General features: G+C 59.5%; 16 protein-coding genes and 1 tRNA gene. 4 read left to right on the plus strand and 13 right to left on the minus strand.

The window, feature by feature from the left end; translation table 11 throughout:
- Positions 1 to 65: 65 nt before the first annotated feature.
- The gene (locus BBBR_RS08140; RefSeq protein ID WP_003829927.1) at positions 66 to 1,109 is read left to right on the plus strand and encodes a ribonuclease H family protein; all 1,044 of its coding nucleotides are present in this window, start codon (positions 66 to 68) and stop codon (positions 1,107 to 1,109) included.
- Between the two features lie 130 nt (positions 1,110 to 1,239).
- Positions 1,240 to 1,938, plus strand: coding sequence for a ribose-5-phosphate isomerase RpiA (rpiA, locus tag BBBR_RS08145; RefSeq protein WP_003829925.1), 699 nt, complete (start codon positions 1,240 to 1,242; stop codon positions 1,936 to 1,938).
- A 189-nt stretch (positions 1,939 to 2,127) separates the two neighbouring features.
- Here the strand turns inward: rpiA and BBBR_RS10460 are convergent, their stop codons facing one another.
- Together BBBR_RS10460 and BBBR_RS08150 are read right to left on the minus strand one after the other, a co-directional pair.
- Positions 2,128 to 2,217 carry a 30S ribosomal protein bS22 gene (locus BBBR_RS10460; protein WP_004268639.1) on the minus strand — a complete coding sequence of 30 codons (90 nt, stop codon included), beginning with the start codon at positions 2,215 to 2,217 and terminating at the stop codon, positions 2,128 to 2,130.
- A gap of 149 nt (positions 2,218 to 2,366) precedes the next feature.
- Positions 2,367 to 2,990, minus strand: a complete 624-nt coding sequence (locus BBBR_RS08150) for a hypothetical protein (RefSeq protein ID WP_003829922.1) — start codon at positions 2,988 to 2,990, stop codon at positions 2,367 to 2,369.
- 119 nt (positions 2,991 to 3,109) lie between these two features.
- Between BBBR_RS08150 and BBBR_RS08155 the strand changes: the two genes are divergently transcribed.
- On the plus strand, positions 3,110 to 4,609 hold the full coding sequence (locus tag BBBR_RS08155; protein ID WP_032738303.1) for a DNA repair protein RadA: 1,500 nt from the start codon (positions 3,110 to 3,112) through the stop codon (positions 4,607 to 4,609).
- Between the two features lie 9 nt (positions 4,610 to 4,618).
- Here the strand turns inward: BBBR_RS08155 and ribF are convergent, their stop codons facing one another.
- The 5 genes from ribF to nusA all read right to left on the minus strand — a co-directional run bounded on the left by ribF (position 4,619) and on the right by nusA (position 11,953).
- Positions 4,619 to 5,743 carry a bifunctional riboflavin kinase/FMN adenylyltransferase gene (gene ribF, locus BBBR_RS08160; protein ID WP_003829920.1) on the minus strand — a complete coding sequence of 375 codons (1,125 nt, stop codon included), beginning with the start codon at positions 5,741 to 5,743 and terminating at the stop codon, positions 4,619 to 4,621.
- Positions 5,744 to 5,797: 54 nt separating this feature from the next.
- Positions 5,798 to 6,952, minus strand: coding sequence for a tRNA pseudouridine synthase B (locus tag BBBR_RS08165; RefSeq protein WP_032738302.1), 1,155 nt, complete (start codon positions 6,950 to 6,952; stop codon positions 5,798 to 5,800).
- A gap of 93 nt (positions 6,953 to 7,045) precedes the next feature.
- Positions 7,046 to 7,531 (minus strand): 30S ribosome-binding factor RbfA, encoded by a 486-nt coding sequence (gene rbfA / locus BBBR_RS08170; protein WP_003829918.1) that lies wholly within the window; start codon positions 7,529 to 7,531, stop codon positions 7,046 to 7,048.
- A 268-nt stretch (positions 7,532 to 7,799) separates the two neighbouring features.
- Positions 7,800 to 10,622 carry a translation initiation factor IF-2 gene (gene infB, locus BBBR_RS08175; protein ID WP_032738301.1) on the minus strand — a complete coding sequence of 941 codons (2,823 nt, stop codon included), beginning with the start codon at positions 10,620 to 10,622 and terminating at the stop codon, positions 7,800 to 7,802.
- Positions 10,623 to 10,897: 275 nt separating this feature from the next.
- Complete coding sequence (gene nusA / locus BBBR_RS08180) at positions 10,898 to 11,953, minus strand: transcription termination factor NusA (RefSeq protein WP_003829915.1); 1,056 nt, start codon at positions 11,951 to 11,953, stop codon at positions 10,898 to 10,900.
- A 203-nt stretch (positions 11,954 to 12,156) separates the two neighbouring features.
- Here nusA and BBBR_RS08185 point away from each other — a divergent pair, with 203 nt between their 5' ends.
- Positions 12,157 to 12,885, plus strand: a complete 729-nt coding sequence (locus BBBR_RS08185; RefSeq protein WP_025263245.1) for a hypothetical protein — start codon at positions 12,157 to 12,159, stop codon at positions 12,883 to 12,885.
- Positions 12,886 to 12,942: 57 nt separating this feature from the next.
- Here BBBR_RS08185 and BBBR_RS08190 read toward each other — a convergent pair whose 3' ends face one another.
- The 6 genes from BBBR_RS08190 to rplQ all read right to left on the minus strand — a co-directional run bounded on the left by BBBR_RS08190 (position 12,943) and on the right by rplQ (position 18,850).
- The gene (locus tag BBBR_RS08190; RefSeq protein ID WP_003829913.1) at positions 12,943 to 13,743 is read right to left on the minus strand and encodes a LacI family DNA-binding transcriptional regulator; all 801 of its coding nucleotides are present in this window, start codon (positions 13,741 to 13,743) and stop codon (positions 12,943 to 12,945) included.
- A gap of 57 nt (positions 13,744 to 13,800) precedes the next feature.
- A tRNA-Ser gene (locus BBBR_RS08195) sits at positions 13,801 to 13,885 on the minus strand.
- 70 nt (positions 13,886 to 13,955) lie between these two features.
- Positions 13,956 to 14,756, minus strand: a complete 801-nt coding sequence (locus tag BBBR_RS08200; RefSeq protein ID WP_032738300.1) for a transglutaminase family protein — start codon at positions 14,754 to 14,756, stop codon at positions 13,956 to 13,958.
- 145 nt (positions 14,757 to 14,901) lie between these two features.
- The gene (locus BBBR_RS08205; protein WP_032738299.1) at positions 14,902 to 17,082 is read right to left on the minus strand and encodes a circularly permuted type 2 ATP-grasp protein; all 2,181 of its coding nucleotides are present in this window, start codon (positions 17,080 to 17,082) and stop codon (positions 14,902 to 14,904) included.
- A 160-nt stretch (positions 17,083 to 17,242) separates the two neighbouring features.
- A complete protein-coding gene (gene truA / locus BBBR_RS08210) occupies positions 17,243 to 18,154 on the minus strand; it encodes a tRNA pseudouridine(38-40) synthase TruA (RefSeq protein ID WP_003829910.1) in 912 nt (303 codons plus the stop codon).
- Between the two features lie 168 nt (positions 18,155 to 18,322).
- Complete coding sequence (rplQ, locus tag BBBR_RS08215) at positions 18,323 to 18,850, minus strand: 50S ribosomal protein L17 (RefSeq protein WP_003829909.1); 528 nt, start codon at positions 18,848 to 18,850, stop codon at positions 18,323 to 18,325.
- Positions 18,851 to 18,871 lie beyond the last annotated feature (21 nt).

The following is an 18,871-nucleotide window of genomic DNA, read 5'->3' on the forward strand; positions in this document are numbered from 1 at the left end:
GGGTGGGATGCATGACGATTGTTGTATCTACTGACGGTTCCGCACTCGGCAATCCGAACGGACCGATGGGCTGGGCGTGGGCCGATCACGACAAGAACGCAGGCGGTACTGCCGGTCATGAGCATGACGATCACGGCTATGGTGCCGGTGGCGCCACCAACGGCACCAACCAAATCGGCGAACTGTGCGCGGTGCTCGAGGCGCTGCGCGCGCACCCCGGTTCAGAGCCGCTGCTCATCGAATCCGACTCGCAGTATGCCATCAACTGCTCAACCACTTGGGTCAGGGGTTGGAAGAAGAACGGCTGGAAGAACTCGCAGAAGAAGCCGGTGAAGAACGTCGAGCTCGTCAAGGCTATCGACCGCGAGATATCGCAGCGCCCCGGACCGGTGAACTTCAAGTGGGTCAAGGGCCATGCCGGCAATGAAGGCAACGAGCTGGTCGACGAGTTGGCACGCACGTACGCCGGAGACTGCCGTTCGGGCGCACGCGATGGCTACCTGCCAATCGAGGGCTGGCAGTCGCTGCTAGGTTCTGAATACGCGCGTGGTACCGACGTGCCACCGGACGTGCAATTGGTACTGGATGGCAAAGCGGATGCGACAAGTCTGCGCAAGCCGGTCGCAGCCGACCCCAATACCGCACCGGGAGGCACCCCCCACCAAGTCAAGCCTTCATTGGAAGAATTACTGACCGAGCCGGAGGGAGTGCCGGATTGGGGCGACGACACGCCTACCGCCGAGGCGCCCGCCATAACAATTGACGAGAAGTCCGTCAGCAACGCGGCAACCAACGATACGCCACGTAACGCAACGTCCTCACCCAATGCGGCACAATCGCCGGCAGCCGAACAAACTCCAGCTGCATCAACATCAAAAGCAACAGCCGCCCCGACTCCCACGCAGCCGGCACAACCAGCCGCGACCACCCCAACGGCCACCCCCAGCGGCCTGACGGTTTCAGGTGCCTTGCGCTTCTCCCCCGCGCCGAAAACCAGCCCGTATTTTAACGGCCAGCCCATGCCCATCAGAGGCAGTATCGAGGTGCAGGGATACGTGGACGGCGACGGCAACTTGGTCATCACCAATGCGCCATTCACGCGACACTAACACTGAACCACACGAATACATACCGCAATCGGACACGATGTCACAAAATCGCTCATTCGCGTTAGGATAAGGAGTAAGGCTTCACGCCGTTAATCCATGCGGCGGAAGCAAGGATGGCAAAGGAGAAACCATGGATAAGGCACAGCAGGATGCGCTGAAGAAGGCGGCCGGCATCGAAGCCGCCAAGCTCATCGAAGATGGCATGATCGCCGGTCTCGGCACCGGTTCGACCGTTAAGTTCCTGGTAGATGAGCTCGGCCGCCGTCATCAGGAAGAAGGCCTCGAGTTCACCGGCGTGACTACTTCCCGCCGCACCCAGGCTCAAGCCGAAAGCTACGGCATCAAGATCGTGGACATCGATGACGTGGACCACATCGACGTGACCATTGACGGCGCTGACGAGGTCGACAAGAACTTCAACGGCATCAAGGGCGGCGGCGCTGCCCTGCTGTGGGAGAAGATCGTGGCCACCAACTCCAACCAGATCGTGTGGATCGTGGACGAGTCCAAGGTGGTGGACACCATCGGCAAGTTCCCGCTGCCGGTCGAGGTCATCCCGTTCGGCGCCGGCCATGTGATCAAGAAGTTCGAGGAGCGCGGCTACAAGCCGGTGCTGCGTCTTGACGCCGAAGGCAAGGAAGTGCGCACCGACGAGAACAACTTCGTGGTGGATCTGCACCTGGAGCGCATCGATCACCCGCAGGAGCTGGCCGAGGACCTCATCAACACGGTCGGCGTGGTGGAGCACGGCCTGTTCCTCAACATGGTAGACAAGGTCATCGTCGGCGACCCGAACGGCCCGCGCGTGATGACCAACGCCAATAAGTGATCGTTCGCATCACTCAAGCTTCTCAAGGCCGCATCTGCATCTCGCAGGTGCGGCTTTGTTGTATTGCACGAACCAACTTTCGTCTCGCCGCGTGGCAGGAACGCACCGGTCTTGACGGCATCGAAGCAAAAGAGAAACCCCGTGACCGTAACGATCGCGGGGTTTCCAATGCCTTGAATGCAGGTAAGACTACTTGCGCTGGTGGCGGGTCTTACGCAGCAGTTTGCGGTGCTTCTTCTTGCTCATCCGCTTGCGGCGCTTCTTGATGACAGAACCCATCTGAAGCCTCCATTCCGATTAATCGTAAAAGTTGCAACTCGCCCAATAGTACACGTGTTGCCAGACAGAGGGAACACGCACGCACAATTGCGCAACCCACCGGCGGCGACAACGGCAATCACCGGCATATTTGCGCAATACATTGCGCTTTACAGCGGGAACTTCTGGTAGAAACGCTCGACGGCGGCCTTGGCGCCGGTGGCCCGGAACACCACGGTATCGTTCTGCCAGATAGCCACGGCGTTCTTGTCGTCCAAGGCATCCACCTTAACCGTGTAGGAACCGGTGGTGCTGCCGGAGACCTTCACATTGCCGGCAGCCAATTCATCACCGGTCTGAGCCGAAGCAAGAGCGTCATACTGGGTCTTGGCATTGTCGGAAGCGGACCACTGAGCAATAATCAGCGTCACATCCTTGGCCTTGTCTCCGGTGGAATATGTAAGCGTGTACTCTTCGAGCGGCGTGGCAGCGGTCCAAGTGGTGGAAGCCTCGGCCTTGGTGCGCGCATAGTTCAACACGCTATCCGGCATGGCCTTCAGCAGTTCAGTGGCATCATCCGGCAAAGCCGTGGCCTCGATGGTCGGCTTGGTGGGCTCGGCCGATGCGGCGGCCTGCTGCTTGCCCTGAACACTGGTTTCGTCCTTCTTAATGGCCCAACCCGGCCATACGAAAGCCGAAAGCACTGCAAGAATAATGACGACCGCAGCGGCGACCACTACTGCAATCAGCTTGCCATGGGACTGCGTAGATGAAGAGTTCTCAGTATTAGTCATGGCTTTGATTCTCTCACAGCCGCGTGACGCTGGCGACTATGTCGTTCCTGATTGAGGTGAATATATCGTGAATCGGTAGAAATCTACCGCTTTGTATATCACCGGCTACTGTTGAAGGTATGGCGAAATCAAGTGTGCAGTACGTGTGTTCCGAATGCGGATGGAACGGCCCGAAGTGGTATGGCCGTTGCCCTGAATGTGGGCAATGGGGAACGGTCGAGGAGTTTCATGAAGCCCGTCCGGCTGCGGGTTCACACACCGCTGCGCCCGGGCGGACATCACGCACACGATCGGCGGCCGTGCCGGACACCGCGCGTGCCGCAGCCAAGCCGATTACCGAAATCGGTACGGAAACCGTGGAACGCTTGGGCACGGGGTTTTCCGAATTCGACCGTGTGCTGGGCGGCGGTGTAGTGCCAGGTTCGGTAACGTTGATTGCCGGTGAGCCCGGCATCGGCAAGTCAACACTGCTGCTGCAGACGGCCGGTAATATCGCCAGGGCAGTGGCTGAAGGCCAGACAATCAACGCTGCCGGGAGAGGCCAATCATCGCATCGGCCTTCCGGATTAGCCTCGACTCGCGCTCACACGGTGCTCTATATTTCCGGTGAGGAGTCACAGGCACAGGTGCGTCTACGCGCCACCCGCATTAATGCAGTGGAACCGAATCTACTGCTTGCCGCCACCACCGATCTGGCTACCGTATTGGGCTTAATAGAGCAGAACAAACCGGCACTGGCCATCGTCGATTCGGCACAGACCATTGTTTCGCAGGAAGTCGATGGCATCTCGGGCGGTTCCACACAGGTGCGAGAGGTGGCAAGCGCCCTGATCGACACCGCTAAAACTCTCGATATCCCCGTGTTTTTGGTGGGTCATGTGACCAAGGACGGCTCGATTGCCGGGCCTCGTACCCTCGAGCATTTGGTCGACGTGGTCTGCCAGTTTGAGGGAGACAGCGAAACGGCCCTCAGAATGCTCAGAGCAGCGAAAAACCGTTTTGGCCCGACCGATGAGGTGGGGTGCTTCGACATGAGCGGCGAAGGCATCGAAGAAGTCACCGACCCCGCCGGACTGTTCTTGTCTGGAGATGGCCCGGAATCAGCCAATGACGCTCCCGTGGAGGGCACATGCGTGACATTCACGCTGGACGGCCATCGCAGTCTGCCTATCGAAGTGCAAGCATTGGTCACCAATTCAGTGCTGCCTACGCCAAGGCGTGCCGTCAATGGCGTGGATCCCAGCCGCATTGCCATGTTGGTCGCCGTGCTGTACCGGCACAGCAAACTCAATCTGCTTTCCAACGATCTGTATATTTCCACCATTGCCGGGGGTCAGGCCAAGGAGCCCGGTTCGGATCTGGCCATTGTTGGAGCGCTGGCAAGCGCGGCCACATCGAAGCCGATTGCCCGCTCCACCTGTGCCATCGGAGAAATATCGTTGACCGGGCAGGTTCGTCCCGTACCGCGTATGGAATATCGTTTGCGCGAGGCAGCACGCCTCGGGTTCACTACGGCGGTCATTCCACCCTTGCGCAAACCGGTGCATGTTGATGGGCTGAAACTCGTCGAGGCGAGCACGCTTGCCGATGCGCTTCATGCATTAGGCGTACGGAAGTAATGGGCAGTATCAAGCGGTAAGGCGCTTGGTTTCCTCCACATTGCGCTTGAGTTCCGCAACCAGCTGGTCCGGTCCATCGAACTTGACTTGGGGGCGCAGGAAACCCACGAATTCCACGCGAACATTGTGCCCATACAGGTCGAGCCAGTCATCGGTGATGGCATATGCCTCGACCACACGCTCGTGAAGTCCGGTCTTCTCGCTGAAAGTAGGCTTGGTGCCGATGGAAATGGCGGCAGGCCAACGGTTGTCGCCATCCACCAGCCAGCCGGCATAGACGCCGTCCACAGGAATGTATCCCTGTGTTTCCGAGCCGAGATTGGCGGTGGGGAATCCGATGGTACGGCCTCGCTCCTCGCCGTGCACCACTTTGCCTTCGATGGCGTGCGGCACGCCCAAAATGGCATTGGCGTCTTGAATGCGCCCGTGGGCAAGCAGATAGCGCACATTAGTGGAACTCCAGGCGCGCATGGCCTTGGCTTGGTTCTTCTTGCTCCAGGCACGGCGCTCGGCCTTGGTGGCATTGGCCAGCGGGTCGGCAGGCTCGCCCCATTCGGTCGGGGCTTCGGGCCGGAAATCACGCGGAATACGCACTTCGCCAGGACCACGGTCATCAACCACATCAAGTTCAAAGACACCGGTGGCGGCGGCGAGGTTGGCGATATGCTTGACATCGCCTGCGCGTCCCTTGCCCATGGCGGCGTCCTGGCCAAGTACCAACGTGCGCATGCCGAGCTTGCCGGTCAGCTGGCCAAGGAAAAAGATGTAGGACTTATCCGCAAAAGCCAGCGTGTAATGAACCACCAATACATGATCCACGCCAAACTCTTCAAGACGACGCAGACGCTCGTCAATGCCGGTCAGCGCATCGGCATCCACATTGCTCTGTGTCGGTTCCTCACCGTTGTGCGCGCCGGCCCAGCCGTGCACGAACGCAGGACGCGGATCAAACAGAATGACGATGGAAAACGCGTCATGCCGATGAGCGAGTTCCACCACACGGTTGATCACGGCCTGATGACCCAAATGCATGCCATCAAATGCGCCCAGCGTCACCACGGCCTTCTTGTCGTTGCTGAACGAAGGCCAGGCAATCGAGCCTTCGGCGTCAGGAGTCAAGTGCGTGATTTCCATAAGTTGTGTGGTTCCTTTATTCGTGCATTCAATCAAGTCTCGCTGTACGCGAGTTTACGCGAGGGGGAATACGGTGATCGGCTTGGCCTGATGGCCATTCGCCCTCTCGATGATGGCCACCACATCATGGGTTTGCGGCACGATGGCGGCGGCAGGCTCATGAATCGTGCGCTCGATGCGACGCCCAAAACGCAGCTCCGCAGCTTCCTTCGACGTAATGTCAAGAGCGGGCATGGCGCTGCGGGCGGCCTGTTCCATGGTCAATGAGCGACCAATCAGCCATGCGCATCGACCAGCGCCGTCAAACCCTTCCGGGGTGTCGAGCACGCACTTATTGCGAGTGATGGTTTCGCCTTCGCGATTGGTAAACGTTTTCTGCTCGGTATGAGCCGTGATCGTATGGGTCTGCGTCTCGCTCACCGCATCAGGCGAAAGAAGCCCGCTGGTGTCGTCCGGCAGGGCGAAGTTGCCGACTCTGGTGCGGCGCAAACGGGTCAGATAACCACCGACACCCAACTTGTCGCCCAAGTCACGGGCCAATGCGCGAATATACGTACCCGACGAGCAGCTGACGCGTACATCGACGTCCAATACTGAAACCATTCCGCGCTCTTGCAACGCTTCATCAGACTGTTTCCCCGTCACGAATCCACTGCGAATAGCCAGCACAGTGAATTCGCTGATAGTGACCGGACGTGGCTTAAGCTCCACATCCTTGCCTTCGCGGGCCAAGTCATAAGCCCGCTGACCATTGATTTTGATGGCGGAAAAAGTGTTGGGAATTTGCTCGATATCGCCGGTGAAGTTGGCGGCGATAGTGCGAGTGAGTAGCTGCTGCCACGAGGAAGCTGGCAATGATGATGGTCCCTCGCTATGACCACCTTCAGTCAGCTGCGACGACAGCTCCAGCCAGCGGGAGCGGACTTCGTCATCGACAAGCACCTCGCCTTCGGCATCGTCGGTGGTGGTGCGCAAGCCGAGACGAATGGTGGCCTCATAGGTTTTATCATGTGCAACGATGGCATTGAGCAGACGCGTGGCATGGCCGAATGCGATGACCAACGCTCCGGTGGCCATCGGATCAAGTGTGCCGGCGTGACCGACTTTCTTGATATGCAACGCGCCGCGCACGGCGGCCACTGCATCGAAACTGGTCACGCCTTGCGGCTTGTCGATGACGAGCAGGCCGCTTGGAGTTGTTTGAGGCATATGCGGTGTTCCCTTTATCCATGCCTTCGGCATGGTCTCTCCCTCTACCCCCCCCTGGGGCACCTCCCTCGTCAGAGGGAGGTTGCGGGGAAACTACTCTTCGTCGGAAGAGTATTCCTCATCGTTGAGGTCTTCATCTTCCGGCTCGTCGTCGTGCTTATAGGGGTCGGCGTCGCCGGCGTAGTGAGCGGTGGCGCGGGCGCGCGCAAGATCCTCATCGCGCTTCTTGGCCATAGCCAAAATATCTTCGATCTCGTGGGCCTCGCCGGGCACTTCATCGAACACAAACTGCAGTTGCGGGGTCAGGCGCAAGCCGGCCTTGTGGCCCACCAAAGTACGCAGATGTCCCTTGGCCTGATCGAGAGCCTGCTGGGCACGCTTACGTTCGCCATCCTCGTGGCCTTCATGACCAAGCTGGGTCCAGTAGATCTTGGCGATCTGCAAATCATTGGTCACACGCACTTCCGTGACGGTGATGCTGGACAGTCGCTTGTCGTGCAGCTCATGCTCGATGGACGAGGCGACCACACGCTGAATCAGAGCCGCAATACGCGCGGCACGTGGGTTGGTTCCTGCCATGGGAATTTCCTTTTCTGTCGTGTTTCTAGCTCCCCCTCCTAGGGGGATCTGTCGTCGTTAGACGACTGAGGGGCTGAGCCGTTAAGCGAACAGCCCAGTGGGCTGTTCGTAGGCGAAGTAGCGGCGATAGCCGCAAATCAAGTGAATACAAAAATAGAGGAGGCACCCAGCAAAAACCGGAGCCCCCTCAGTCTGCTTCGCAGCCGGCTCCCCCTAAAAGGGGGAGCCGGTAAAAGTGAGGGGCTCTCCTTGAGGAGAACCAGAATGACTACTTGCGCTCGACTTCCTGCATCTCGAAGGTCTCGATGATGTCGCCAAGCTCGATGTCGTTGAAGGTGCCGAGGTTGATACCAGCCTCGTAGCCTTCCTTGACGGACTGCACATCGTCCTTGAAACGACGCAGCGAAGAAATCTCGAGGTCGTTGACCGTGGCCACGCCATTGCGCAGAATACGGCACTTCGTACCACGCTTGACCTCACCGTCCTGCACCATAACGCCGGCGATGTTGCCGAACTTGGAGGAACGGAAGATCTCGCGGATCTCGGAGTGGGAGGTGACGACCTCTTCGTATTCCGGCTTGAGCATGCCCTTGAGGGATGCCTCGATGTCTTCGATTGCGCGGTAGATGACCGAGTAGTACTTGATCTCCACGCCTTCGCGCTCGGCGAGGTCCGCGACCTGACGGTTCGGACGCACGTTGAAGCCGATGATGACGGCCTTGTCGACCGTGGCAAGGTTGACATCGTTCTGGGTAATCGCGCCGACGCCGCGGTGGATGACCTGGATGCCGACCTCGTCGGACACCTCGATCTTCATCAAGGAATCCTCGAGCGCCTCGACCGAACCGGACGAATCGCCCTTGATGACGATGTTGAGCATATCGATCTCGGACTCGGCGAACTTCTTCTTGAAGTCCTCAAGGGAGACGACCTTGCGACGCTTGGCCAGCTGAGCAGCGCGCTCGGTAGCCTGACGCTTCTCAGCAATCTGGCGGGCGGCACGATCATCGGAAGCCACCAGGAACAAGTCGCCGGCGGTGGGCACGGAGGTCAGGCCCAGCACCTGGACAGGCGTGGACGGGCCAGCCGCATCCATGGCACGACCGTTTTCGTCCAACATGGCACGCACACGACCATACGAGGTGCCGGCCACGATGGCATCACCCACGTGGAGCGTACCGGACTGCACCAGCACGGTGGCCACGGCACCACGGCCCTTGTCGAGTCGGGCTTCGACGGTGGCACCACGGGCGTCCATGTCGGGGTTGGCGCGCAGATCAAGCTCGGCATCGGCCGTGAGCAGCACGGCTTCGAGCAGCTTATCGACGTTGGTGCCCTGCTTGGCGGAGATATCGACGAACATGGTGTCGCCACCGTACTCCTCAGGAACAAGACCGAACTCGGTGAGCTGGCCACGGACCTTCTCCGGGTTGGCACCGGGCACATCGATCTTGTTGACGGCCACGACGATTGGTACCTTGGCGGCCTGAGCATGGTTGATAGCCTCAACGGTCTGAGGCATCACACCATCGTCAGCTGCGACCACAAGGATTGCGACGTCGGTAAGCTCGGCACCGCGGGCACGCATAGCGGTGAACGCCTCATGGCCAGGGGTATCAAGGAAGGTGATTTTGCGAGGTTCGCCCTCAAGATCCACCGTGACCTGGTATGCACCGATACGCTGGGTGATGCCGCCGGCCTCACGTGCGATGACGTTGGTCTTGCGGATGGTATCCAACAGTCGGGTCTTACCATGATCGACATGGCCCATGACGGTGACGACCGGCGGACGAGGTTTCAGATCCTCATCATCCTGCAGCTCTTCCTCGTCAAGGTTGATGTCGAACTGCTGCAGCAGCTCCTTGTCTTCCTCCTCGGCGGAAACGAGCTGGATGTTCCAGCCGATTTCCTCACCCAGGATCTGGAAGGTCTCTTCGTCCAGGGACTGGGTGGCGGTAGCCATCTGGCCCAGGTGGAAGAGCACGGTGACCAGTGCGGCCTGGTTGACGTTAATCTTCTCCGCCAGATCAGCCAAGGAAGCACCCTGACGCAGGCGGATGGTCTGGCCGTTGCCGTTGGGGATGCGAACGCCGCCGATGGTCGGTGCTTTCAGCTCCTCATACTCATGACGCTTTGCCAGACGGTTCTTACGGGCCTTAGAGGACTTGCCGCCCTGACGGCCGAAAGCACCAGCAGTACCGCCGCGACCACCGCGGCCACCGCCGCGTGCGGGACCATTGCTCGGGGCTCCGCCGCCCTGGAAGTTGTTGCCGCCGCCTTGGCCGCCACGGAATCCACCGCGAGCGCCGCCGCCTTGTGCGGCACCGCCCTGACCCGGACGGTTATGACCCCATTGGCCGGGACGAGGACCGCCCTGACCGCCTTGGCCCGGACGACCACCGCGGAATCCACCACGGCCTTGACCCTGACCCTGGCCTGGACGACCGGGACGGCCGCCACGACCACCTTCAGTGGTCGGACGAGCCATCGGATGCGGGCGCGGAATATCGCCCGGAGTCGGAGAGTGCATGCCCTGCTTACGGGAGAACGGGTTATTGCCCGGACGCGGACCCTGCGCATGCGGGCGCGGAATCGCGTTGGAAGCGTTGCCTCCAGCAGTCGGACGAGAACCGCCCTGGCCACCACGGTTGTTCTGGTGCTGACCGGGCTGGCCACCGTTCGGACGCCCCTGGCCCTGACGATTACCGTTCGGACGGCCTTGACCCTGACGGCTCGGACGACCGCCGTTATCGTGCTGATTATTGTGACGTGCGGGGGCCGGAGCCGCAGGACGTTCCGCCTGCGGGCGCGGGCCCGGAGTTGCTGCAGCCGGTGCGGCACCCTGATGTGTTGCAGCGGCAGCCGGCTTGTGCTGTGCCGGCTTGGCCGCAGGCTTCTGTGCAGAAGCCGCGGGCTTGGCATCGCCCTTATCGTCCTTGTCGAACGCGGCCTTCAGACGACGCGCCACCGGCGGTTCAATCGTAGAGGAAGCGGACTTAACGAATTCACCCATGTCCTTGAGCTTCTCAAGAACGGTCTTGCTATCGACGTTCAAGTCCTTAGCCAGTTCGTATACGCGTGGTTTCGCCACTAATTACTCCTATCTGTGACCACGCGTACATGGGCGTGGTCAGTTGGTGATGACGGCAAGCCTACCCTGTCTCATCGTGCGACCATGATCGTGTTACCTCGTCTCTGGTGTGGGAAATTTTGCGCACACTGCGCCAACCCACATACGCCAATCCAGCATACTCATAGCGCTGGATAGCACGGAATAGCGCGAGCCGCGTCATTGTTGACGCGGCTCGCAATGTATATCCGCCGGCTACTCGGAATCATTCGATCCGGAAGCCGGGCTCTCCCAAGCTATTCGGCCTGTGCTGCAGCCTGCTCGGCAGCCTGTTCTTCAGCGACCTTCTTGGCATGCGCCTCGGCGGATTCGATGCCGATCTTCCAGCCGGTGAGCTTGGCGGCCAGACGAGCGTTCTGACCTTCCTTGCCGATGGCAAGAGACAGCTGATCATCGTGGATGAAGGCGATTGCGGTCTTGTTCTTCTCGCTGATCACCTGTACGCCGGTGGCCACGGCCGGAGACAGCGCGGCAGCCACGAACTTGGCCGGATCATCGGAGTAGTCGACGATGTCGATCTTCTCCGGTCCGAGGTTCTCCATGACGGCACGCACGCGAGCGCCGCTGGGGCCGATCAGAGCACCCTTCGGGTTGACGCCATCGGTGTTGGCCTTGACCGCAAGCTTGGTGCGGGCACCGGCCTCGCGGGCAATCGCCATGATGGACACGGCACCGGAAACCAGTTCCGGCACCTCGCGTTCGAACAGCTTGCGCACCAGTTCCGGGTGGGAGCGGGAGACCACGATTTCCGGGCCCTTGATGCCGCGGGCCACATTCACCACGTATACGCGGATGCGTTCGCCGTGACGGTAGCGCTCACCCGGCACCTGCTCGCGGCGAGGCAGAATGGCTTCGACCTCACCCATGGCAACATGTACGTTGGTGGGATCGGAAGCATCCTGCTGGATGATGCCGGTAACCAGCTTGCCCTTTTGTCCGGAGAAGGCGCCGAACACCTTCTCATCCTCGACTTTGCGGAACAGTTGGGTGATGACCTGACGCGCGGTTGCGGCGGCGAGTCGGCCAAAGTCGTGCGGGGTGTCGTCGTATTCCTCACCCAGTTCCGGCGCGGGGTGCGGATCGTCTTCAGTGGGTTCGACCGGAATATCGTCGGCCGCCCACACAGTAAAACTGCCGGCGCGCTCATCGAGTTCCACACGGGCGTGCTTGGCCGCATGCGGGGTCTTGAGGTAAGCAAGACGAAGAGCCTCTGCCAGCGCATCGTCCAAGGTTTCGGGGTCGATTCCTTGCTCGGCGGCAAGCTTATGCATTCCTGTCAGGTCCAGTTCCATCGATCCGTACCTCCTATGAAGTTATGTGGCGAATGGCCTTGAGTGGTCACAGTTAGCTATTAGTGTAGATTTCCATGCAGACACGCTCCCCCTTGACTGGTTTCCGCCGACTCATGGCCGGCGTATGCGCGGGTGCGTTCATATGTTCGCTTTCTGCATGCTCGATGCCTCGATTGGCGGACCGAGCCGAAGCGGAACGAACGATGAGTCCCTGCGAGAGCGCGCTGACGTTGGCGAACTTTGCCACGACTCCGGCCAAGGGCACTCCGCTCATGGTGCAGTACGGTAACGGATTGGCCGCTCCCCTGGCATGGATCGATGTTGCCGGACACTGTTCCGGGCGCTTTGCCGAAGGAACGTTGCGCAACGCCCAGACCAAGCAACGATTGACCGTGCTGGCCGGCAAATTCGGACACAGCACGCCAGAAGTCACGCCGGCCCGTCTTGATGGCATCACTTCCGCAACCATCGACCGATCGGCATTGGATGCAATGGCTATTGCCGAGGACCGCGCCGGATTTGCCCTCGAAGTGTTGGCCGCCCGCGGGGTGACAGCCGGTGCAACACTCACATTGAGCGACATGCATAAGACCGCCGGACAGCAGTTGGTGTCGCTGGCGAATAAGCGCTTCAGCGATTCTGGTTCAACTGCCGACGCCGGCGACAGCCAAGACCCACGGCAAAAGGTCTATGCCATCGACCAGTTGCTGGCCGATCCGACCACCATCGAAGACAAGGCCAGCGGACAAACCGTGCCTACGGCTTCCGCCATCGAAATGGATTGCGCCCGTGCTGAAATCAAGGCCGTGGCCGATTCCACCTCCCAATCCGACAGCGATACCTTGCTAGTGCTTGCCGCCCTGGCCGCCAAGCATGCATACACCGCATTCCAGCTTGGTTATCCCTCCGGAGACTCCGCTTTGTTTGCGTAGGGATATAGACGGCACAGGCAGATCGCCCGATTACGCGCAAAAAACAGGAACTGCACGTTACCGAGCGAGCTTGGTCGAGGCACGCTCCACCACGGTGAAATCGGTGGTGTAGGTGCGCGCCGGCCCGGAATATCCTTCAATGCGTTCGATAAGCATATCCACGGCATGTTTGGCGTAATCATCCACATGCGGATCGATGGTGGTCAGCGCCGGCACCGAGTACTCGGATTCCGGCACATTGTCGAAGCCGATGAGTTGTACATCGGCCGGTACTCGCAGCCCACGCCGCTGCAATTCGTGAATAGCACCGAGCGCGATGGCATCGTTAAGACACAGCACCGCCTGAGGGCACGGCAACGAATCCAGCATGGATGCCGCGGCCTGCACACCGCCATGCTGATTCCAGCCGAGCAGAGGAATGACATACCGCCAATCCACGGTCAAACCGCGCTCTTCATGAGCCTGCACATACCCCTGGATACGCAGCGACTGCGTGCCGTCGCGCTGATCGTGAACGTCCTCCCAACCATGCATGCCGGGTAAGGCGCCGATAACGGCGATGGTTCTCACACCTGTGTCCAGCAAACGCCCGACCGCGAACCGCACCGCCTCGGTGTTCGGCATGGTCACCTGATCGCATTTCCCATACGACAGGTAGTCGCCGCCCAACACCACCGGACACGGCTGCTGAAGTACCTCACCCTTGTTCTCCAGCGCGCGTTCGGTAAAGAAAATCCACCCATCCGCACCCAGCCGGTATGTTTCCTCGATATTGTCGGACAGACCCATGCCACCCGAGCCATAGGTATTGATGATGACGCCATACTCGCGTTGCTTGGCGAACTCGATGACAGGCAATGCGGCTACCGCACCAACGCAAAGCCCCCGAAGTGCAAGACTTCGGGGGCTTGGTTGCGGATGAAGCGAGATTCGAACTCGCGGAGGCTTTCACCTCACACGCTTTCGAGGCGTGCTCCTTAGACCGCTCGGACATTCATCCATGCTGCCCAAAAGGCAACTTGTTTATTATGCCACATTCCGACGACGCGGCAAGTCGGGGTTTTGCGAGTCTACGCCACCTGTTCATGCACGGAGGCATTGACCCACTGGGTCTGCTGGACGTTGTAGCCGGAGAATATGCCGATGTCGAGCATGCAGTCGCGGTAGTCGCGGCCGTGGGCGATGGTGATGTAGTTGTCGTCCACCAAACGATTATGCGTGGGATCCAAGCCGACCCATCGGCCATCCTGATAGACCTCAACCCAAGCGTGAGTGGCGCCTTCTCCCCCGAGCAGTCCTGCAATGTACCGGGCGGTCAGTCCAACATGCCGGCACACGGACAGCATCACATGCGCATAGTCCTGGCATACGCCTTTGCGCTGCGCCAAGGCCTGTTCGGCGGTGGTGCGAATCGTGGTGGATCCGGGAGTATATACAAAAGCTTTGTACACCTCGTCCATCACTTCGGCAGCCTGCTGCACCGGCGTAGCATCAGCAGGCAGCGCGGCAAGACGATCACGGCATACAGCAATCATCGCCTCTACGTATGGGCCAGGAATGGTCAGCGCAGAATTGAACCGGTAGAGCGGCTTGTAGATTTCCTTCTTGATGTGTTCGTTGTCCACAAAGGCGATGCCGGTCACCGAATAGCTGAACATGTCGTGCGGCTCGGGCGCAAAGCCGGTCATCACCACGGAATCAAAGGAATCGATGGTGGTTTCGAGTTCAGTCTCTGGCTGAATCTTCACTTCGACGTCAATCACTTGCTGGCGCGGACCGGTGGCCGGTATGCAGCGCAACTGGAACCTGTGGTCGGTGACCGGCGAGCTGAAGGACAGCTTCATCTCATAGTCGAACACGAGTTTTTTCACGACGTCTCCTGCACAATACTCACGCACCAGCGGCCGGCACATTTCGGGATAGCAGCACTACAGATACAGTGGCCGCCGCACCCGCTCGCAAAAATGTAGCGGGCGCATACGGCTTGAAGCCATACCACCATACCATTGCAACCTGTCAGGGGCGCTTGGCATCCATGTTCATGGAGCTGAGCGAGCCCATGTCCTTGATGGCCAAAGCGCTGACTCTGCCGGAATAATCGTCAAGGTACTTCTTCAGAGAATCGGCCACCTCCTGATATCCGCGAGACGGCAGCTGGCCGACAAGCCAACTCAGTCCGTCGGCGAAACAGCTCGGCAACGGCATACCGTCGAGAATCATCGAATAGGAGGCCAGCTTCTTCAGCGGGGCTTCCATTTCTTCCATCGTGAGCCCAAAACGGGTGTACAAATCGATGCGTTCCAGATACTTGCCGATGAAGATAAAGGCCTTTAGCGTGGGATCGACTGGCGAATTCTCGATGCCGCCCCAGAAGGCGAGCATGTCATCGGTGATGTCTCGCTGGTTGTAGATGTCCTCGGCATCGGCTGCATGCTTGGCGGCATCTGTAATGTTGGTCATCGCCAGTTCGACGTATTGCAGCAGTCGGGAGCTCAGTTCCGGGCGCAGAATCACGGCATTGTTGAACGCGGAAGTAACTGCGGAACGCACGGAGTCCGGGTTCGAGCCGTCGTACAGGAAGCTTTCCACGAACCCATCAAAGTCCTCGAAGTCCTCGGGCAGATCGAGGGCATGAGCGAAGGGCCGGAAGGCGTCTACATCAGTGTCCATCACACGGTCATAGAACGGGAAGAACTGGTTCAGGGTGGTGAAGGCACGTTCGGTGTATCGGCCCAACCAATACAGATTGTCCGCTTTAGAAGCGGTGACCAAGGCCAGCGAATGGTGACGCGACTGACTCAGCAGGTTCGCCATCTGCACCTCTGTACCGTATTCGTGTTCCACTCCGGTCTCCGGCGCCAACACCCACGTATCCTTGAATCCACCGCCCTGCGACGAGTTGACGATCATCTGGCCAGGCACGGACGAATAACGGGTCAGGCCCGAATACCACACATGCGTGTTCTTGCCGGTCACCACGAAGGCGCGCAGATCGCATTTGCGCGGCGACATTTCGCCGGTCTTCGGATCGACCACGTCGATATCGCGGAACTGAATGACCTCCTGTGCAATGAATCGACGTGGCTCCTCCTTAATGCGGTCGGCCAGTTCCTCACGTGCGGCGGCATCCAGCGACGAGCCGAACACCACACCATAGCCGCCGGCCTCGGCCACATCCTTAATCACCAGCTCGCCCATACGATTCAGGACTTCCTTACGGTCGGCCTCAAACATAGGCATGTAGGTGGGAGCGTTGTGGAGGATGGGCTCTTCGCCGAGATAGTACTTAATCATCTGCGGCACGAAGTAGTAGATGGCCTTGTCGTCGGCCGCGCCGTTACCGGGAGCATTGACGATGGCCACATTGCCGGCACGGTAGGCGGACAGGAGCCCGGGCACACCAATCACGGAGTCGGGGTTGAAGGAGAACGGATCGAGGAACTCGTCGGAGAGACGGCGGTAGACCACGCCCACACGGTGACGCTTGCCGGCGTAATCCAAGAAATAGACCTTGTTGTCCACCACTTCAAGGTCTTCAGGGAAGGCAAGTGCGGCACCGGTTTTCTCAGCCAAGTAGGCATGTTCGAAGAACGCGGAATTGTATCGGCCTGGCGTGAGGACCACGACGATACCTTCAGTAGAGACGAAATCCATGGCTTTGCGCAGTAGACACGGATATTCACGGTTGTCTCGGATACGCACGTCACGGAACAGTCGTGGAGAGATACGGCGTTCGATATCGCGTACGAACAGCGGGTAGCTGGCACCGGACGGAATACGCAGGTTGTCTTCCAGCACCCACCAGCGACCGTCCTCACCCTGGACCAAATCCTCACCGGCGATATGCGCGAAAATGCCACCGGGAGGGGTCACACCGTTGACCTGCGGGAAGTATCCGACAGACGTGTAGACGTATTCCTCCGGCACCACACCGTCATGAATGATGGCCTTGTCCGAATAAATGTCTTTCAGGTAGGCGTTGAGTGCGTTGACACGCTGCTTCAGGCCTTTCTCAAGCTCATCAAACTCGTCGGATTCGATAATGCGTGGTACAGGATCGTATGGAAACAAACGGTCGTGGTATTCGCCGTTCTTGTAGATGCCGAAGCGCACGCCGTTGCGGGACAGCTCACGGTTGATTGCCTCACGGCGATTCACCAGTTCGTGGGCCAGTCGGCGTGCCGCGGATTCAATCATCGTACCTGCTCCTTGCTCTGACGGCTGCAGGCTTGCCATGCTTGAGGCGCACGCTGACGCCGCAAGCCGCAACCGGGTTTGATGGTTTCAACCTAGGCGGCACCCGTTTCAGCAAATGTGCGGGTTTGTTACGGGCAGGTCACTTGCAGGTCCATGAAATCTACAAAGTACGTACGGCACGAATGGCTTCGGCACGAGCAGCCAACTGGTCATCCGCCGGATATTCGATATGTTCCAGAGTCAGCCCTTGCGGTGCGATTGGCCCGCTTGACCCCTCTCGCACCGGATTGGCCATCTTGTCCGCAAACCATTCCAGCGTTTTGCGCCCCGAACCAACCTTGATCGAGGAACCGACCAGCGAACGAACCATATTGCGAGCAAAAGCATCGGCCACAATCGTGAATACAACCAAGCCGGATTCCAGCGACGGCGTCCGGTATGCCTCGTTCTCAGCCAATACGTCTGGCACCAACGAGGCAACCGGCACTCGGCGCCAGTAGGCCGTCTTGACTTCACGAATCGTGGTACCACCCGGATTCGGCGTGGCAAACGAACCAAAATCATGCAGGCCAATGGTCATGGCGGCAGCGGCATTCATCGCATCCAAATCCAGCGACTCATCCACGCGCAGTACACAGCCGCGCAGCCGGGGGTCCACTTCGGATGAACGGTCGGCAACACGGTACACATACGTGCGCTCCAACGCGGAGAACCGCGCATCGAATCCCTGCGGCGCAATGGCGATGCCGTGAATCACAATGTCAGCAGGCAACACGGCCTTAAGCCTGCGAGCCAATGCTTCGGTCAGCGGCACATCCATATGCCCCTGGCAACGAGCAAGTGTTTCATCAGACACATCCAGATGCGCCACCTGATGCGAAGCGTGCACACCGGTATCCGTACGACCGGCCACAGTCAGTCGCAGCGGCTCTCTCTCGTCACCGACCGGCACACGCAGCACCTTGTGCAACGCATCCTCAATAGTTCCCTGCACCGTGCGCAGCTCAGGCTGCTTGGCCCAGCCGTAGAATCCGCCGCCGTCATAGGCAAGGTCGATGCGTAGTCGTGTCATAGTCCATCATCTTAATGATCACGATGATAATTCGACTTTTGATGCGATGCCGGCATACAGAGACGAACCAGCATACAGAGACGAACCGGCTATGGTCGAATAACGCAAAGGGCTGGAACCCAAATGGATTCCAGCCCTTTAAGCTAGCTATGCGACCTAGCGGTCAGCTCACTCGGCCTTCTCGGCTTCAGCGGCTTCCTCAGCAGGAGCCTCAGCGGCAGCGGTCTCCTCGACCGGAGCCTCAGCAGCTTCAGCAGCCTCGGTCTCGACGGCCGGAGCCTCTTCCTCGGCAACCTTAGTGGCAGCCTCGGCTTCCTTCACGACAGCCTTCTTGGCAACCGGCTCGGTGACGAGCTCGATGATGGCGGCCGGAGCGTTATCGCCAACGCGCGGAGCGATCTTGACGATACGAGTGTAGCCACCTTCACGCTGCTCCATCTGCTCAGCGATCTGGGTGAACAGAATGTGCACCACAGACTTGTTGCGGATGACGCGCATCACGCGACGGCGAGAGTGCAGATCACCGCGCTTGGCGAAGGTGATCAGGCGCTCAGCCAGCGGACGAAGACGCTTGGCCTTCGGCAGCGTGGTGGTGATTTGGCCATTCTGGAACAGGCTGGTCGCCATGTTTGCCAGCATGAGGCGCTCGTGCGCAGGGCTGGAAGCCAGACGCGGGCCCTTCTTAGGTGTAGGCATGGGTTTACTCCTTATTGTCCG

Source organism: Bifidobacterium breve DSM 20213 = JCM 1192 (assembly GCF_001025175.1).
Classification (GTDB): domain Bacteria; phylum Actinomycetota; class Actinomycetes; order Actinomycetales; family Bifidobacteriaceae; genus Bifidobacterium; species Bifidobacterium breve.

Coding starts and splice junctions, on each gene's coding strand:
- BBBR_RS08140 (WP_003829927.1), top strand. CDS start 66: ATGGGCTGGGCGTGGGCCGATCACGACAAGAACGCAGGCGGTACTGCC.
- rpiA (WP_003829925.1), top strand. CDS start 1,240: ATGGATAAGGCACAGCAGGATGCGCTGAAGAAGGCGGCCGGCATCGAA.
- BBBR_RS10460 (WP_004268639.1), bottom strand. CDS start 2,217: ATGGGTTCTGTCATCAAGAAGCGCCGCAAGCGGATGAGCAAGAAGAAG.
- BBBR_RS08150 (WP_003829922.1), bottom strand. CDS start 2,990: ATGACTAATACTGAGAACTCTTCATCTACGCAGTCCCATGGCAAGCTG.
- BBBR_RS08155 (WP_032738303.1), top strand. CDS start 3,110: ATGGCGAAATCAAGTGTGCAGTACGTGTGTTCCGAATGCGGATGGAAC.
- ribF (WP_003829920.1), bottom strand. CDS start 5,743: ATGGAAATCACGCACTTGACTCCTGACGCCGAAGGCTCGATTGCCTGG.
- BBBR_RS08165 (WP_032738302.1), bottom strand. CDS start 6,952: ATGCCTCAAACAACTCCAAGCGGCCTGCTCGTCATCGACAAGCCGCAA.
- rbfA (WP_003829918.1), bottom strand. CDS start 7,531: ATGGCAGGAACCAACCCACGTGCCGCGCGTATTGCGGCTCTGATTCAG.
- nusA (WP_003829915.1), bottom strand. CDS start 11,953: ATGGAACTGGACCTGACAGGAATGCATAAGCTTGCCGCCGAGCAAGGA.
- BBBR_RS08185 (WP_025263245.1), top strand. CDS start 12,157: ATGAGTCCCTGCGAGAGCGCGCTGACGTTGGCGAACTTTGCCACGACT.
- BBBR_RS08205 (WP_032738299.1), bottom strand. CDS start 17,082: ATGATTGAATCCGCGGCACGCCGACTGGCCCACGAACTGGTGAATCGC.
- truA (WP_003829910.1), bottom strand. CDS start 18,154: ATGACACGACTACGCATCGACCTTGCCTATGACGGCGGCGGATTCTAC.
- rplQ (WP_003829909.1), bottom strand. CDS start 18,850: ATGCCTACACCTAAGAAGGGCCCGCGTCTGGCTTCCAGCCCTGCGCAC.